Source organism: Embleya sp. NPDC055664 (assembly GCF_053618075.1).
On record NZ_JBSHGZ010000004.1, the window covers coordinates 192,594 to 206,856 of the forward strand.

The 14,263-nt window shown below is 72.0% G+C and carries 16 protein-coding genes; 8 read left to right on the top strand and 8 right to left on the bottom strand.

Going from position 1 to position 14,263, the window contains the following annotated elements; all coding sequences use genetic code 11:
• Positions 1-47: 47 nt before the first annotated feature.
• From ACWGR4_RS08690 to ACWGR4_RS08720, 7 genes are all read right to left on the bottom strand, one after another.
• Positions 48-1,127: an LLM class flavin-dependent oxidoreductase gene (locus ACWGR4_RS08690; protein WP_452131683.1), complete on the bottom strand. Its 1,080-nt coding sequence runs from the start codon at positions 1,125-1,127 to the stop codon at positions 48-50.
• On the bottom strand, positions 1,124-2,038 hold the full coding sequence (locus tag ACWGR4_RS08695) for an ABC transporter substrate-binding protein (protein ID WP_452131684.1): 915 nt from the start codon (positions 2,036-2,038) through the stop codon (positions 1,124-1,126). Before ACWGR4_RS08695 ends, ACWGR4_RS08690 begins: the two co-directional genes overlap by 4 nt.
• Positions 2,039-2,914 carry an ABC transporter ATP-binding protein gene (locus ACWGR4_RS08700; protein ID WP_452131685.1) on the bottom strand — a complete coding sequence of 292 codons (876 nt, stop codon included), beginning with the start codon at positions 2,912-2,914 and terminating at the stop codon, positions 2,039-2,041.
• Positions 2,911-3,792 carry an ABC transporter permease gene (locus tag ACWGR4_RS08705; protein ID WP_452131686.1) on the bottom strand — a complete coding sequence of 294 codons (882 nt, stop codon included), beginning with the start codon at positions 3,790-3,792 and terminating at the stop codon, positions 2,911-2,913. The genes ACWGR4_RS08700 and ACWGR4_RS08705 overlap by 4 nt, the downstream gene beginning before the upstream one ends.
• On the bottom strand, positions 3,789-4,832 hold the full coding sequence (locus tag ACWGR4_RS08710) for an ABC transporter substrate-binding protein (RefSeq protein ID WP_379998090.1): 1,044 nt from the start codon (positions 4,830-4,832) through the stop codon (positions 3,789-3,791). Before ACWGR4_RS08710 ends, ACWGR4_RS08705 begins: the two co-directional genes overlap by 4 nt.
• Positions 4,825-5,904, bottom strand: a complete 1,080-nt coding sequence (locus tag ACWGR4_RS08715; RefSeq protein WP_452131687.1) for an ABC transporter substrate-binding protein — start codon at positions 5,902-5,904, stop codon at positions 4,825-4,827. The genes ACWGR4_RS08710 and ACWGR4_RS08715 overlap by 8 nt, the downstream gene beginning before the upstream one ends.
• 252 nt (positions 5,905-6,156) lie before the next feature.
• Positions 6,157-6,264: a putative leader peptide gene (locus ACWGR4_RS08720; protein ID WP_321170712.1), complete on the bottom strand. Its 108-nt coding sequence runs from the start codon at positions 6,262-6,264 to the stop codon at positions 6,157-6,159.
• Between the two features lie 204 nt (positions 6,265-6,468).
• Between ACWGR4_RS08720 and ACWGR4_RS08725 the strand changes: the two genes are divergently transcribed.
• The gene (locus ACWGR4_RS08725; RefSeq protein WP_452131688.1) at positions 6,469-7,386 is read left to right on the top strand and encodes an IclR family transcriptional regulator; all 918 of its coding nucleotides are present in this window, start codon (positions 6,469-6,471) and stop codon (positions 7,384-7,386) included.
• 67 nt (positions 7,387-7,453) lie between these two features.
• On the opposite strand, the gene ACWGR4_RS08730 is transcribed toward ACWGR4_RS08725, so the two are convergent.
• The gene (locus ACWGR4_RS08730; protein WP_452131689.1) at positions 7,454-7,963 is read right to left on the bottom strand and encodes a hypothetical protein; all 510 of its coding nucleotides are present in this window, start codon (positions 7,961-7,963) and stop codon (positions 7,454-7,456) included.
• A gap of 358 nt (positions 7,964-8,321) precedes the next feature.
• Between ACWGR4_RS08730 and ACWGR4_RS08735 the strand changes: the two genes are divergently transcribed.
• The 7 genes from ACWGR4_RS08735 to ACWGR4_RS08765 all read left to right on the top strand — a co-directional run bounded on the left by ACWGR4_RS08735 (position 8,322) and on the right by ACWGR4_RS08765 (position 14,243).
• A complete protein-coding gene (locus tag ACWGR4_RS08735; protein ID WP_379998094.1) occupies positions 8,322-8,924 on the top strand; it encodes a CGNR zinc finger domain-containing protein in 603 nt (200 codons plus the stop codon).
• A gap of 104 nt (positions 8,925-9,028) precedes the next feature.
• Positions 9,029-9,613 (top strand): septum formation family protein, encoded by a 585-nt coding sequence (locus ACWGR4_RS08740; RefSeq protein WP_452131690.1) that lies wholly within the window; start codon positions 9,029-9,031, stop codon positions 9,611-9,613.
• A 429-nt stretch (positions 9,614-10,042) separates the two neighbouring features.
• Positions 10,043-11,515, top strand: a complete 1,473-nt coding sequence (locus ACWGR4_RS08745) for a sensor histidine kinase (RefSeq protein ID WP_452133229.1) — start codon at positions 10,043-10,045, stop codon at positions 11,513-11,515.
• Complete coding sequence (locus ACWGR4_RS08750) at positions 11,512-11,919, top strand: roadblock/LC7 domain-containing protein (protein WP_379998100.1); 408 nt, start codon at positions 11,512-11,514, stop codon at positions 11,917-11,919. The genes ACWGR4_RS08745 and ACWGR4_RS08750 overlap by 4 nt, the downstream gene beginning before the upstream one ends.
• The gene (locus tag ACWGR4_RS08755) at positions 11,916-12,266 is read left to right on the top strand and encodes a DUF742 domain-containing protein (RefSeq protein ID WP_379998102.1); all 351 of its coding nucleotides are present in this window, start codon (positions 11,916-11,918) and stop codon (positions 12,264-12,266) included. The genes ACWGR4_RS08750 and ACWGR4_RS08755 overlap by 4 nt, the downstream gene beginning before the upstream one ends.
• Positions 12,247-12,867 (top strand): GTP-binding protein, encoded by a 621-nt coding sequence (locus tag ACWGR4_RS08760; RefSeq protein ID WP_379998104.1) that lies wholly within the window; start codon positions 12,247-12,249, stop codon positions 12,865-12,867. Before ACWGR4_RS08755 ends, ACWGR4_RS08760 begins: the two co-directional genes overlap by 20 nt.
• Positions 12,864-14,243, top strand: a complete 1,380-nt coding sequence (locus tag ACWGR4_RS08765) for a cytochrome P450 (RefSeq protein ID WP_452133230.1) — start codon at positions 12,864-12,866, stop codon at positions 14,241-14,243. The genes ACWGR4_RS08760 and ACWGR4_RS08765 overlap by 4 nt, the downstream gene beginning before the upstream one ends.
• Positions 14,244-14,263 lie beyond the last annotated feature (20 nt).

The window sequence follows — 14,263 nt, forward strand, 5'->3', positions numbered from 1 at the left end:
GGGCCGGTGCGATCGGCCGCACCGGCCCGCACGATCGATGCCGCCGCTCACCCCACCCGGGGCCGCACCCCGAGCGCGGGCAACACCGTCTCGCCGATGCGATACGCCTCCTCGAGGAGCGGATTGCCGGAGAGGATGAAGGTATCCACGCCCAGCGCCTCGAACTCCTGCAACCGCTCGATCACCTGGGCCGTACTGCCGACCACGGCCGTGCCGGGCCCCGGCCGGAACAGGCCCATCCCGGGCCACAGGTTCGGCGACACCTCCAACTCCCGGGCCCGCGCCGGAACCCGGCCCCCGTGCTGGCGGAACTGCCGTTCCCAGCCCACCCCGTCGGCATCGGCTGCCTGACCCAGCTGCCGGGCGTACGTCGCATGACTGGTCACCTCCAGCAACCGGTCCGCCGCCGCCCAGGCCTCGTCCTCGCGCTCCCGGACGATCAGGTGCAGCCGCAGCCCGATCCGCAACGAACGCCCGTGTGCCGCCGCCCGCTCGCGCACCTTCGCCAGCTTCTCCGCGAGCTGGTGCGGCGGTTCGCCCCAGGTCAGATACACGTCGACATGCTCGGCGGCCATCTCGATCCCGGCCGGGGACGAGCCACCGAACCACAGCGGTACGTGCCCGCCGTCCCGATGCAGCTCGCGCAGCCCGGCGCCGGCCTGCTTGAGGTCGTAGAACGTGCCCTTGTGGTCGAAGACCTCGCCCGCGGTGAGTCGCTTGACGATGTCCCAGTATTCGGCGCTGAGTTCGTACCGCTCGTCGTGTTCGAGATGCAGGCCGTACTCGCGCAGTGCCTCGGTCGAGCCGTTGACCACGTTGAACCGCAACCGCCCCGGGCCGAACAGCGCCTCGAAGCTCAGCGCCATCTTCGCCAGCAACGTCGGCGCGATCAATCCGGGGTGCACCGCGAGCAGCGGCCGAAACGTCGGCGCCGCCGCGGCCAGCACACTGCCCAGCGACCACACGTCGTACAGATCCGTCGCGAGCAGCGCCCCGCTGAAGCCCAACCGATCGACCGCGCCGCCCAGTTGTTGGAGGTAGGCCAGGTCCACCGGCCGCCGCCCGGCGGGCTCCCACGGATACGGTCCCTCGCGCGGGATCACGTACCACAACACCTCGGGACTCATCGGCCCGCACCGTCCGCCGGCGCGAGCACCCGGGCCACCGGCGCGGACAACGCCGCCGCCTGGGCATCGGCCACCGTGATCGGGCGGTCGATGAACCCGTTGGTCGCGAAGATGTCGGCGGCCTCCTGCTGTTCGGCGATGAACGACTCCGGGATCGGCTCCAGCCGCCACGGCAGCGCCGCCAGCGCCTCGGCCCAATCGGCCCGGGTGCCCGGGAGTTCGGCCGCGTGCAGTTCGGCCGCCTCCTCCGGATGTGCCACCGCCCAGGCGTCGGCCTCGCGCAGCGCGGCCACCACCGTCGCGACCACCTCCGAGCGCTCCTCGGCGAACGCGCGGCGGGCGAAGAACACCGAGCGGTCGGTGATCACGTCGCCGACGCGGTGCAGCACCCGAAGGCCCGACTCGCGGCGCGCGGCGACCAGTTCGGGGCCCTGCGCGACCCACCCGGCGATCTCGCCGGCGCGCAGCCGCGCCGCCTGGTCCTGGCCCGCCGCCGGCCGCACCGGCGTGATGTCGTCCCGGTAGGACAGGCCGACGTCGTTCAACGCCTTGGCCACGAAGTGGGTCTGCCACGACCCGATGCTCAGCACGACCGTGCCGCCCTTGAGATCCGCGGTGGTGCGCACCGGGCCCTCGTCCGCGACCAACAGCGCGCCGTGGCCGGGCCGCGGCGCGGACACCGCGACATAGACGAGGTCGTGGCCCTGCGCCTGCCCGACGATCGGCGGCGTCGACCCCGTGCCGCCGAAGTCGATCGTGCCGGCGCCGAGCAGTTCGCCCACCCGGGTGCCCTCCACGGGCAACCAGGTCACCGTCTCGCCGAGCGGTTCGAGGGCACGTTCGAGGATGCCCAGTCGGGCGAGCAGGTACAACGACGGATTACTGCCGTGGACACCGATGGTGACGGTCATTCAGATCACTCCGGACGTGGACGGGACGGTGGCGGACGTCGTGGCGGAAGTCGTGGGGGAAGCGGTCGGGGCGGCCGTGACGGAGGCCGAGGGGACCGTGGGCGGCGTCGTGGCGACCAGGAGGGAAGCCGCAGGGACCGTCGGGGCGGCGGGCACCTTGGCCGGCCCGTCCGCGACCCGGACTCCCAGGTCCGCCAGGAGCCGCCGCCGCAGCGCGGCAAAGGCCGGATCCGTCGGGTCGCGCGGTCGGTCCACGGCGACGATCTCGTCGGTGACCAGATTGCCGTCGCGCAGCACCGCGACCCGGTCGGCGAGCCGGATCGCCTCCTCGACGTCGTGCGTGACCAACAGCACGGCGGGCCGGTGCACCCGGCACAGCTCGCCCACCAGGTCCTGCATGCGCATCCGGGTCAGCGCGTCCAGCGCCGCGAACGGCTCGTCGAGCAGCAGCAGTTCCGGCTCGCGCACCAACGCCCGGGCCAGCGCCACACGTTGTGCCTCGCCGCCGGACAACGTCGCGGGCCAGGCCGCGGCGTGCCCTTCCAGGCCCACCTCGGTCAGCGCGCGCAGGCCGATCTCCCGGGTGGCCCGCCCCCTCGGCAGCCCCACCACCACATTGGCCAACACCCGCTTGGAGGGCACCAGACGCGGCTCCTGGAAAACGATCGTGCGAGCCTCCGGAACCAGCACCGTGCCGCCGTCGTGCCGATCGAGTGCGCCCAGGATGCGCAGCAGCGTGGTCTTGCCGGTGCCGCTGGCGCCGAGCAGCGCGACGAACTCGCCCCGCGCGATGTCCAGATCGACGCCGTCGAGCACGGCCCGGGTTCCGAACACCCGCCGCAGGCCCGCGAGATGCACGGCGGTCTCGGCGCTCATCGGCCGGCCCCCTGACCCTGGCCGCGCCACGGCATCAGCACCCGTTCCAGGATCCGCACGATCACGTCGGCGAGCAGGCCCAGGATCGCGTAGACGAGGATGCAGACGGTGAGGATGTCGGTGCGGGAGAAGCTCTGCGCCTGGCTCATCAGATATCCGATCCCCGCCGTGGAGTTGATCTCCTCGGCCGCGATCAGCGCGATCACGCTCAGCGTCATGGACAGGCGCAGCCCCGAGAGCAGCGCGGGCAAGGCGCCCGGCAGGACCACCTCGCGGACCAGCGCGAGCCGACCGACACCGAAGCTGCGCATCGCCTCGACCAGTTTGCGATCCACGTTGCGCACCCCGCCGGACGCGGAGACGTACATCGGAAACGCCGTGGCCACCGCGATCAGGATCACCCGGGCCGACTCGCCGATCCCGAACCAGACCATGAACAGCGGGACCAGCGCGAGGAAGGGCACGGTGCGAAGCAACTGCACGGAGGAGTCGAGCAGTTCCTCGCCGAGCCGGGAGAAGCCGGTGAGCACGCCCAGGGCCAGGCCGATGGTCAGCCCGAACACCAGGCCCAGGCCGGCGCGACCCAGTGACACCCGCAACGCGTCGGGGAGTTGCCCGTTGTCCCACATCTCGCGCGCGGCGTGCACCACGTCGGCGGGCGAGCCGAGCAGATCGGGGCTGAGCGCCCCGCTGTGCGAGGCCCAGGCCCAGCCGCCGATCAGCGCGAGCGGTCCGATCGCGCGCAGCGCGGGGCTGAGAAAGCGCGGCCGCGGTCGCGGAATGCGCGGACGCGGGGCGACCAGGCCGCGGTACTCACGCTCGGGGGATTCGGCCTCGATCACCCGGGGTTGCGCCTCGATCACCGTGGGCGCGCTCATCCGGTCGCCCCCGGGAGGGTCTCGACGTCGAGCAGGTGTGGCTTGACGTCGACGAGGGTCTGGGTGACCTTCTGGTCCTGGAAGAACCGGGCCACCTTGCCGAAGCGCTCCACGTCGGCGGGCCGGATCGGCTCCACCGTCGCCCCCTGCCGGGTGAAGTCGGTCTGGATGCGCTTGGGTTCGGCGCCGTAGGCGGTGGGTCCGGAGTCGGTGAAGACGTTGATGTACGCGGCGGGGTCGGCGATCTCCTTGGTGCCGGCGTCGTGCAGGTAGGTGTAGAACGCCTTGACCACGTCGGGATGCTTGTCCGCGAACGCGTTGCGCACCGCCCAGACCGAGTAGTTGTCCGAGCCCAGCGCGCGCCCGTCGGCCAGGAAGCGGGCATTGCCCGAGGCCAGGGCCGGTACCGAGTAGGTGGCCCAGGTCGCCCAGGCGTCCACCTGCCCGGCCGCGAACACCGGCGCGGTCTGGTCGGCCCGCAGATAGACCCGCTCCACCTTGTCGGCCGGGATCTTCGCCTGTTCGAGCGCGGCGAGCAGCAGGTATTCGCTGGTGCCGCCCTGTGAGCAGGCCACCTTCTTGCCGACCAGGTCCTGGATCGAGTGGATCTTCGAGTCGCTCTTCACCAGGATGCCCTCGCCCGCCAGGTCGGGGGCGGTGGCGCCGAACAGCTTGAAGCTCGGCTTCTGCCCGAGTGCGGCCACGGCGGAGGTGATCGAGCCGAGCGCCACGTCGAGTTGTCCCGCGTTGATCGCCTGGGCGGCCGGCGCGAACGGGCCCGCGCTGCCGGTCCAGGAGACCTTGGCGCCGACCTTGGCCAAAGCCGCGTCCAGCGAGCCGTCCTTCTTGCCCCGGGCCAGTACCCCGTTGTTGCCCGGGTCGGGAATCCGCAGCGTGATGTCGCTCTTGCCGCCGCCGCTCGCCGCCGACGCCTTGGTGTCCTTCGAGGAGGAGCCGCAGCCGGTCAGCGCGATCAGCGTCGCGGTCGCGAGCGCGACCGCGGACAACAGTCGGGTGCGGCGAGGGGGCCGGCTACTCATGGGGAACCTCCAGCGGTGATATGCGAGACGGTGCGGGGTCGTTCGGGTGCGTGGCGCGGGCGCGGGCACGAGCGCGGACATCGGCGAGTTCGCGGGCCAGCCGCAGTGGTTCGGGATCCGCCCAGGCCGGTACGTCCACCGGCCCGGCCAAAAAGCCCTGTTCGAACAGGAACCGCTCCTGCCGGGCGAGCAGGTCCAGGCGTTCGGCGGACAGGTCGATCCGGAGCGTGTCCGGGCCGAGTTCGCGGTACGCACCGGCCACCCCGAACGCGCCGGCGCCGGTCTCGGCGCCCAGGATCCGGGCCACCTCGGCGGGATGCTCCGGCGCCCAGTCGGCCGCCTCGACCAGGACCGCCAGGAACCGGGCGACCAACTCCGGATGATGGTCGAGCAGTTCGCGGTGCACGGTGATCGGTCGCGGCGTCCCGTTGTTGATCCGCACCGCCCGGTCCGGCACCGCGTCCAGGTCCACCGCGACCACCGCGCCGTACCGGACGGCCGCCTCCACGGCCAACGCGCCCTTGACGTAGACGGCGTCCACCACGCCCCGGCTCAGCGCGGCCAATTCGGCCTCCCACTGCCCGCCCCCACGCGCCGCCGGCACCTCGACCGGGCGCGCGTCGGCCAGGGTGGCGCCGGCCAGGGACAACGCGCCGGCGAAGCCGTGCAGGGCCATCGCCCGCCAGAAGTCGATCGCGATGTCGTGCCGGGGCACGGCCAGCCGCAGTCCGCGCAACTGTTCCGGCGAGGCGATCCCGCTCTCCGCCCGGACCAGGATCGCCTGGCGCTCCTCGATCCAGGTGAGCCCGACCAGCCGGGTCTCCTCACCGCGCGAACGCGCCCACAGCGCGGGTACGTTGCCGCCCTCGCGGAACAGTCCGGGCAGCGCGTGCGTGTAGTGGTGGTCGGCGGCGACATCGGCCGAGACGTCCTGAAGCGACCGCACGGTGATCCCCTCGGCCGCGAACTCGGCGTCGAGCAGGCCCAGATCGGCCGCGATGCCGGTGGCGGTGGGGACGGGACAACGGGTGAACCACAGCTCGTCGGGGCGTGCGCCGGTCAGGGCGGTCATGGGAATACTTCCGTTCGCGTTCGAGGCGTCGACGGGACCCGCGCCCGGTTCGACACGGCGCGGATCGACCCGGGACCGAACCGGTCCGGGCAAGGAAGAGGCAAGAAGAGGCAAGAAGGGGGTGGAACACAGGGGTCGGCGAGACCTACCCGACGCGCGGGTCGAAACCGGGGCGGACCGAAGGCATCACCGGGTCGGGCAGGGACCCGTCAAGGAAGACGAGCCGGAAGCCCCGAGGAAACGCGGGTCGGGTCAGCGACAGCCGGCGCTGGAGACGCGCGCGAGGTCGATGTGCCGGCGGCTGGTGAGCAGCGCCCGGACGCCGGCGAGCGGCGCGGTGTACGACGCGACTGCGGACACGCGGGCCTCCTCACGGCATTCGTCCGGCACGGGTGCGCCGAATGGCGCATCGGGGTGGATCCTGGCACGATCCGCGCCACCCGATCAAACCTTCCCACGATGTGGGATGTCTCGTCGCTCTCCGACGCGCCCCGTGGCGCGGAGTGGTCCACGCCCTTGCCGTATGGTGAAAACCGCCTGTCGAACGGCGAGTTGGGGAAGCCAGTGAAGACTCCGAAGATCCCGGTGCACGAGCCCGCCGGCACACCCGGGCCGACCGGCACGCACAAACCGGTCGCCACACCCGAGCCGGCCGCCGCCCCGGACGCTTCGCACACCGCCGACCCGCCCCGCCCGGCGACCGCCCCCTCCGGCGCCCAGGCCGTACAGCGCGCCCTCGGCATCCTGCACTGCTTCCGGGCCGGCGGCACCGACCTGAGCGCATCGGACATCGCCCGCCGCCTGGGCCTGTCGGTGTCCACCGCGCATCGGCTCGCCCGGACCCTGGTCGGCGCGGGCTTCCTGGACCAGGACGACCGCACCAGCCGCTACCGCCTCGGTCCCGTGGTCGCCGAGTTGGGCCTGCTCGCTTACCACCAGCGCGGCCTGCACCACGCCGCCCCGGAGTTGGAACAGCTGTCCCGACGCACGTCGGCGACGTCCGACCTGGCCATCCGCAGCGGCCGGCACGCCCTGGTCCTGGTCGGCAGCTCGGTCCAGCCCGGCACCGGCCTGGGCCTGCGCCGACCGCTGCACTCGACGGCGCTGGGCAAGGTCCTGCTCGCCTGGGCCGACCCGGCCGACGGCGGCCTGGCCCCCCTGCTCCCGCTCGCCCCGCAGACCGACCGCACGATCGTGGACCCGGTCGCGCTGCAGGCCCAGTTGGACGCGGCGCGAGCGATCGGTTACGCGCTCAACGACGGCGAGTCGGTACCGGGGGTACGCACCCTGGCCGTACCGATCCTGAACCGCGCCGGCCACGCGCACGCCGCGCTCGCCGTGCGCTCCACCCCCGCGGTGATGACCGACGAGCGCATCCCGTGGTTCCGCGACCGGGCCCAGGCGTGCGCCGACGCCCTGGAGGTACTGCTGCTCCCGCCGCACCGACGCCGACTGCGCGAGTCCGGACTGCCCGCCGAGTAGGCGCACGCCGAAGGGCCCGCCTCGACCCCCGCGCAGCGGGAGTCGGGGCGGGCCCGAGAAGTATCGGTCAGGCGGCGGCGACGAGCGCGTCGCGACCCAGCACGCGGGTGCGGGTGGTGGAGGTGACGGTCGACGCGCCCCTCGGGCGGGCGAACACCGCGAGCCGCAGGAACACGAACCGGGCCAGACCCGCCACACCGGAGGCGGTGAGGTAGGTGGCCTGCTCGACCATGATGCTCGGCGCCGCCTGGACCGCATGCAGCCCGAGCATCGCGGCGGTGGTGAACAGGTAGGCCACCAGGGCCGAACCGCCCGCCTGGACGTGCGCCTTGAGGTTTGCCCGACCCGCGCGGAAGGAGAACCGGCTGTGCAGTTCGGTGGCGAGGACGGTGCCGGCCGCGGTGACCACGGCGTTGGTGACGACGAGCGGCAGGGTCCCGTTCAGCGCGACGAGCGCGGCACTGGAGGCCAGTCCCGTACCCCCGCCGAAGACCACGAATCGAACGAAGGAGGCGACCGTGCCGGGGGCCGTCGAGTTGGTGGTGTCCTGCCCTGCGACCCGGCTGCGGTTGTTCACGTGACTCTCCTCGGCCCCCTGCGGACCCCCTCGGTCCGACAGATCCAACCTAGGGATTCGGCAACACATTCCCCATGGTGCTCACTTCCCTCTGTGGGTAGGGCTGGCCCCACCCCCCACAGGGAGGCCCGCCAGGGGTCGAAACCGTCGCCCGCGAGCCCGAAACAGGCCCGACAAACCCCTGTATAACCGAACAAAAATCCACCCCCGAACCCACCCTCGGACCGGGGAACCAACCCGGCCCGCAACTCGTTCCCCGCAAATGTCTCCCTCGTCACATCCCCGGATCCGCGGCCGTCCCCGTCCCCAACCCCCACGACCATCCACATGGATATCGTGACCCGGTAGCATTAGTTTCGTGAGCACACGAATCGCGGACCTCGACCCCGGCGGCGCCCCCCTGCTCGGCGAACCGCTGCCGGTGGAGCTGGCCAATACGCGCTACGCGGTACGGGGCACGCCGCACGAGGGGCTGGCCGAGCCCGCGCACCTGGCCGCCTGGCTGCGCGACATGGCACCGCGCCTGGGCAACCCGCCGTCCGAGGCCGCGCTGCTCGCCGTGGACGCGCACGACCTGGCCCGCGCCCTCGACCTGCGCGACTGCGTCGGCGCCCTGCTCACCGCCGCGATGACCGACACCGTGCCGGCCGCCGACACCGTCGAGCGGCTGAACACCTATACCCGCGCCGCCCCGCAGTGGCGCGAGCTCACCTGGCCGACCGCCGTCACCCGCACCGAGGCCGACCCGATCACCGCGGTCCTGGCCGAACTGGCCGGCGCCACCGTCGACCTGCTCACCGGCCCGGACCGCACCGAACTGCGGGCCTGTCACGGCCCGGGCTGCATCCTGCACTTCGTCCGGAACAACCCGCGCCGCGAATGGTGCTCGGCGGGATGCGGCAACCGCGCCCGCGTGGCCCGGCACTACCGGCGCAGCAAGAACCCGCCCGTCGACGGCTGACCCCGTCCACAGGAGACACAGGAGACAAGGGACTCCCCTGAAGACCGGAATGCCGGCCTCCGAAAGACTCTGGGCGAATCCCCAGCGAGAGGCTCAGATCTTCCATGCGCGTTCCGTCCCTGCTCCACACGCGCTCCGCGGGCGCCGCGGCCGCCGTCCTGGTCGCCACCACGCTGCTGTCCGGCTGCCTCGGCAAGAGCGACGACAAGAAGGACACCAAGAGCGCCCCGGCCGCGACCGCGTCCAAACCCCCGATCATCACGATGCCCCCGGCTCCGACGCTGCCCGCGAAGACCGACCCGTCGGCGAGCAGGCCGCCCGCCGGCACCGCGAACCCGATCAGCAGCCCGGGCCGGGTCAAGATGGTCAAGCTGCACAAGGGCGACTGCATCAACCAAAAGGGCGAGGACGTCCTGACCGTCGCGTGCACCACACCGCACGACGCCGAGGTGGTGGGCGAGTACACCATCCCCGACTCGCTGCCTCCGACGAGCATGAAGTTCAAGGACGAGATCACCGCGAAGTGCACGGAGCTGACCTCGGGCGCCGCCGGCCGCAACAGCACCATCGAGCTGTCGAAGCTGTCGTTTCGACCCACGTCCGGCAGCTGGCTCAATGAGCACGACCGGGACCTGACCTGCCTGCTCAAGCGCACCGACGGCACACCCCTGACCGCGCCGCTGAAGTAACGCGGCACGCCGCACCGTTCCCGACCGCAGCCGACCCCGCCCGTGTCCCCGGGCGGGGTCGGCTGCGGCATGTCGGGCGCCCCTCGCGCACGATCGCGAACCCACCTCTGCCGGCGGTCGCGAACCAGCTGCCACCCACCGTCGTGAACCGGCCGACGGACGACGGGAATCGGCCGCGATTCCTTATCGCGTCCGCGATGATCGATGGCCTCTTCGGACCGGATTCACCCGTTCGAGGGGCTTGTGGGCCACACAACCGATCCGCCCCGAGCATCCGCGTAGCCTGGCGCCCGCGACGGTGGCTCGGATCGCCCTTCGGGCACCGGCACCGGCCGCGAGCGCACCAGAACTTGCCATCGGCGGCCCGATCCGCCGAGCGGTCCGCAGGACACCCGCACGATTCGATTCCGACCTTTTTCGAGGATGCCGATGGTTCTCGCTGGATCGTCCCCCGGAGGCCGACGGCCGGCCCTCGTCTGGATCCTCCCCTTCCTCGTGACAGCCGTGTGCGCGGCCGCGGCCGTGGCCGCGGTCTCCGACCAGGCCCGCCCGGCGGTGGCCCTGTGCGGCGGACTCGCGACCGTCGCCGTCGCCGTGTGCGCCGCGGAGGCGGGCAGGCGCGGGCGCACGATCGCACAACTGCACACCAGGCTCCAGCAGCAACAGATCGGCCTGCGCCGCCGACTCGCCGAGCAGGAGTCGGAGATGATCCGGCTCTCCGAGGAGATGTTGCCCGAGGCGATCGGCCGACTGCAGATGGGCGAACCGGTGCCCGAGGTGATGCGCAAGGTCGCGCCGCACCCCGAGGAGCCGACCGAGTTCGCCATCGCGCACCGCAACGTGATCCGCTCGGTGATCGACACCGTCAGCGCCGAGGAGGACCTGCGCGAGTCCGCCCAGCGCGCGTTCGTCAACATCGCCCGCCGCGTCCAGGCCACCATCCACCAACAGGCCCAGGACATGCGGGACATGGAGGACCGGCACGGCGACGACCCGGTGGTCTTCCGCGACCTGCTCCACCTCGACCACGGCAACGCGCTGATCGGCCGCATGGCCGACAGCATCGCGGTGCTCGGCGGCGCCCGCCCGGGCCGCCAGTGGGAGACCGACATCGGCATGTACAGCGTGCTGCGCGGCGCGATGTCGCGCATCCTCGACTACCGCCGGGTCAAACTGTCGTCGGTCGTCGAGGTCGCGGTGATCGCCCAGCACGTCGAACCGCTGATCCACGCGATCTCCGAACTCCTCGACAACGCCACCCGATACTCGCCGCCCTCGACCACCGTGCACCTGAGCACGACCGAGGTGCAGAGCGGCATCGCGGTCGAGATCGAGGACGCCGGCGTCGGCCTGAGCGAGGAGGCCCGCCGCCGCGCCGAGCGCATCCTGTCCCTGGACGGCGACGCGCTCAACCTCGGCGACCTGGGCGAGACCCCCCGGCTGGGCCTGACCGTGGTGGCCCGCCTCGCGCACACCTACAACTTCAAGGTGATGTTGCGTCCGTCGGCCTACGGCGGCGTGCGCGCCGTCGTGGTCATCCCGCAGAACCAGATCACCGCGAACGTGCCGCCGATGTACCCGATGCCCGAGCATCTGTCGCACCTGGACGAACTCCCGTCCCTGCACGACCTGATGACCGAGACGCCGGCGCACACCGAGTTCGGCGCGAACGGTCTGCCCCAGCGCCGCCGACGCGGCCTGGGTACGGTGCCCCGCGCCGGTGGCACGCGCGGACACCGCGCGGCCAAGCCGACGACTCCCGCCGCCGCCCCGAGCGTCGACGAGACCCCGCCGGGACTGGGCCTGGACGCCTTCCTCAGCGGCATCAACGGCGAACCGCCGCCCAAGGAACGACGATCCGAGGCGGGCGAAAACTCGTGGGACGACGGGGGATACCGATGACGGCGTACCGACCCAACATGGACTGGATGCTCTCCGACCTCGCGAAGAGCGTGCCCTTCACGCGCTACATCGTGCTGCTGTCCGCCGACGGCCTGCGGATGGCCCAGCACAACACCGCCGCCGACACCGCCGACCGGCTCGCCGCCGCGTGCGCCGGCCTGCAGAGCCTGGCCGCCGCGGTGGCCGCCGAATTCCCCAAGGGGGACGGGCGGATGCGGCTGGTGGTGATCGAGGTCAACGGCGGCTACTTCTACATGATGGCCGCCGGCGCCGGCGCCTACCTCGCGGTGCTCGCCGACGGACAGGTGGACACCGGCCTGCTCGGCCACCGCATGCGCGACCTGGTGATCCGCATCGGCGAACACCTCACCAGTCCGCCACGCCACGACGGGGCCTTCCCGTGACCGTGCCGCGGCGCACACGGCGCGTTCCCTACCCCGAACGGCTGTACCTGGTCGGGGAGAACCCGGACGACCCCGGCCGGTTGGACCTCGTGACGCTGTTCGTCGCCAAGCACACACCCACCCGCGGGATGGGCCCCGAGCCCGCCGCGATCGTGCGGATGTGCGAACAACCATTGTCGATGGCGGAGATCTCCGCCCACATGCGGTTACCCACCAGCGTCCTGACCCTGGTGCTCGCGGACATGGTGACCGCGGGCGAGTTGGAGGCCCGGGCCCCGATCCCGGCCGCGTCGTTGCCCGACATCGATCTCCTCAAGGCGGTGATGCATGGACTACAACGGCTCTGAGACCCTCGTCGGGCCGCGTCCCGAGGACATGCTGCCCGCGACGGCCGCCGCCGCGGTCAAAGTCGTGATCGTCGGCGGATTCGGGGTCGGCAAGACCACCCTCGTCGGCGCGGTCAGCGAGATCCGTCCCCTCACCACCGAGGAGACGATGACCCAGGCGGGCGTCGGCATCGACGACCTCGCGGGCGTCGAGGCCAAGACCACCACGACGGTGGCGATGGACTTCGGCCGGATCAGCCTCAACGAGCGCCTGGTGCTCTACCTGTTCGGCACCCCCGGGCAGGAACGCTTCTGGTTCCTGTGGAACGGCCTGTTCGACGGGGCGCTGGGCGCCGTGGTGCTGGTCGACACCCGGCGTCTGGAGGTGTGCTTCGACGTGATGGGCCGCCTGGAGGATCGCGGCGTGCCGTTCGTGGTCGCGATCAACACGTTCCCCGAGTCGCCGATCTACTCCATGGACGAACTGCGCGGCGCGCTCGACCTCGACGACACCGTACCGATGGTCGACTGCGACGCTCGCGACCGAGGTTCCAGCCGGGATGTGCTGATGGCGCTCATGCAATACCTCCACACGCTCACCACGAACCGGGAGACGCCATGACCGCTCCTCCCCCCGTTCCGCCGCCCGGTTGCCCCGCGCACGCGGGCGCGACGGCCACCGAGGGCATCACGCGGTTGTACGGTCCGGAGACCATCGCGGATCCGGGTGCCGCGTACGAACGACTGCGCGCCGAATACGGGGCGGTCGCCCCGATCCTGGTCGACGGCGATTTCCCCGGTTGGCTGGTGCTCGGCTACCGGGAGAATCTCGAGGTCATGCGCACGCCGAGCCGGTTCTCCCGGGACGCGCGCAACTGGCGCGACTGGCGCGAGGGCCGGATCCCGCCGGACGCGACGATCCTGCCGATCATGGAGTATCGCCCCGACTGCGTCTCCAGCGACGGCGCCGAACACCAGCGGTTGCGCTCGGTGGTCACGGAGAGTCTGGACCGGTTCGACCGGCGCGGCATCCGCAAACACGTGCAACGCCTGTCGCACGACCTGATCGACCGGATCGCCGCCGACGGCCACGCCGACCTGGTCGCCCAGTTCGCCCAGCAGTTGCCGATGCTCGTCATCGCGCAGCTGTACGGACTGCCCGACGAGATGGGTCCGCAACTGGTGCAGGCCAGCGCCGAGTTGATGATGCAGAGCGAACGCGCCCTGGAATCCAACGAGTTCATCCTGCAGACGCTGCGCGATCTGGCCGACCGCAAACGCCGCGAGCCGGCCGCCGACTTCCCGTCCTGGCTGATCGAGCACCCGAACCGGCTGTCCGAGGACGAGGTCCTGCACCACCTCAGGCTCGTGATGGTCGCCGCCAACGAACTGACCATCGCGCTGATCGCCAACACCCTGCGGGTGGTGCTCACCGACGACCGGTTCGCCGCCTCGCTGGCCGGCGCCCGGCTGAGCCTGCCCGACGCCGTCGAGCAGGTCCTGTGGGACGAACCACCGTTGTGGGTCATCCCGGGTCGCTGGGCGCTGGTCGACACCGAGCTGGGCGGGCGGCGGATCCGGGCCGGCGACCTGCTGGTGCTCGGCGTGATGGCCGGCAACGTCGACCCGCAGATCCGTACCGACCTCACCGTGCCCGTCCATCACAACCGGGCCCACCTGGCGTTCAGCGGCGGCGCGCACCTGTGCCCGGGACAGGACATCGGCCGGGCCATCACCGACACCGCGATCGACACCCTCAACAGCCGGCTGCCCGACATCCGACTGGCCCACCCGGACCAGCCGCCCGCCTGGCACGCCGCCACCTGGGCCCGCTACCTGACCTCGCTGCCGGTCGATTTCACCCCGGTACCCCTGGTGGAACCCGCCGAGTGGGTCCGCCCCGCCCGCCCCGACCGGGCGACCCGCCCGCCGGAGCCGCTGCTCCCGCCGCTGCCCACCACGTGGTGGTCGCGGCTGAGCACGTGGCTCTTCGGCTGACCCGGCGAGCGCCGGGCCGC

Coding starts and splice junctions, on each gene's coding strand:
- ACWGR4_RS08690 (WP_452131683.1), bottom strand. CDS start 1,127: ATGAGTCCCGAGGTGTTGTGGTACGTGATCCCGCGCGAGGGACCGTAT.
- ACWGR4_RS08695 (WP_452131684.1), bottom strand. CDS start 2,038: ATGACCGTCACCATCGGTGTCCACGGCAGTAATCCGTCGTTGTACCTG.
- ACWGR4_RS08700 (WP_452131685.1), bottom strand. CDS start 2,914: ATGAGCGCCGAGACCGCCGTGCATCTCGCGGGCCTGCGGCGGGTGTTC.
- ACWGR4_RS08705 (WP_452131686.1), bottom strand. CDS start 3,792: ATGAGCGCGCCCACGGTGATCGAGGCGCAACCCCGGGTGATCGAGGCC.
- ACWGR4_RS08710 (WP_379998090.1), bottom strand. CDS start 4,832: ATGAGTAGCCGGCCCCCTCGCCGCACCCGACTGTTGTCCGCGGTCGCG.
- ACWGR4_RS08715 (WP_452131687.1), bottom strand. CDS start 5,904: ATGACCGCCCTGACCGGCGCACGCCCCGACGAGCTGTGGTTCACCCGT.
- ACWGR4_RS08740 (WP_452131690.1), top strand. CDS start 9,029: ATGCGCGTTCCGTCCCTGCTCCACACGCGCTCCGCGGGCGCCGCGGCC.
- ACWGR4_RS08745 (WP_452133229.1), top strand. CDS start 10,043: ATGGTTCTCGCTGGATCGTCCCCCGGAGGCCGACGGCCGGCCCTCGTC.
- ACWGR4_RS08750 (WP_379998100.1), top strand. CDS start 11,512: ATGACGGCGTACCGACCCAACATGGACTGGATGCTCTCCGACCTCGCG.
- ACWGR4_RS08760 (WP_379998104.1), top strand. CDS start 12,247: ATGGACTACAACGGCTCTGAGACCCTCGTCGGGCCGCGTCCCGAGGAC.
- ACWGR4_RS08765 (WP_452133230.1), top strand. CDS start 12,864: ATGACCGCTCCTCCCCCCGTTCCGCCGCCCGGTTGCCCCGCGCACGCG.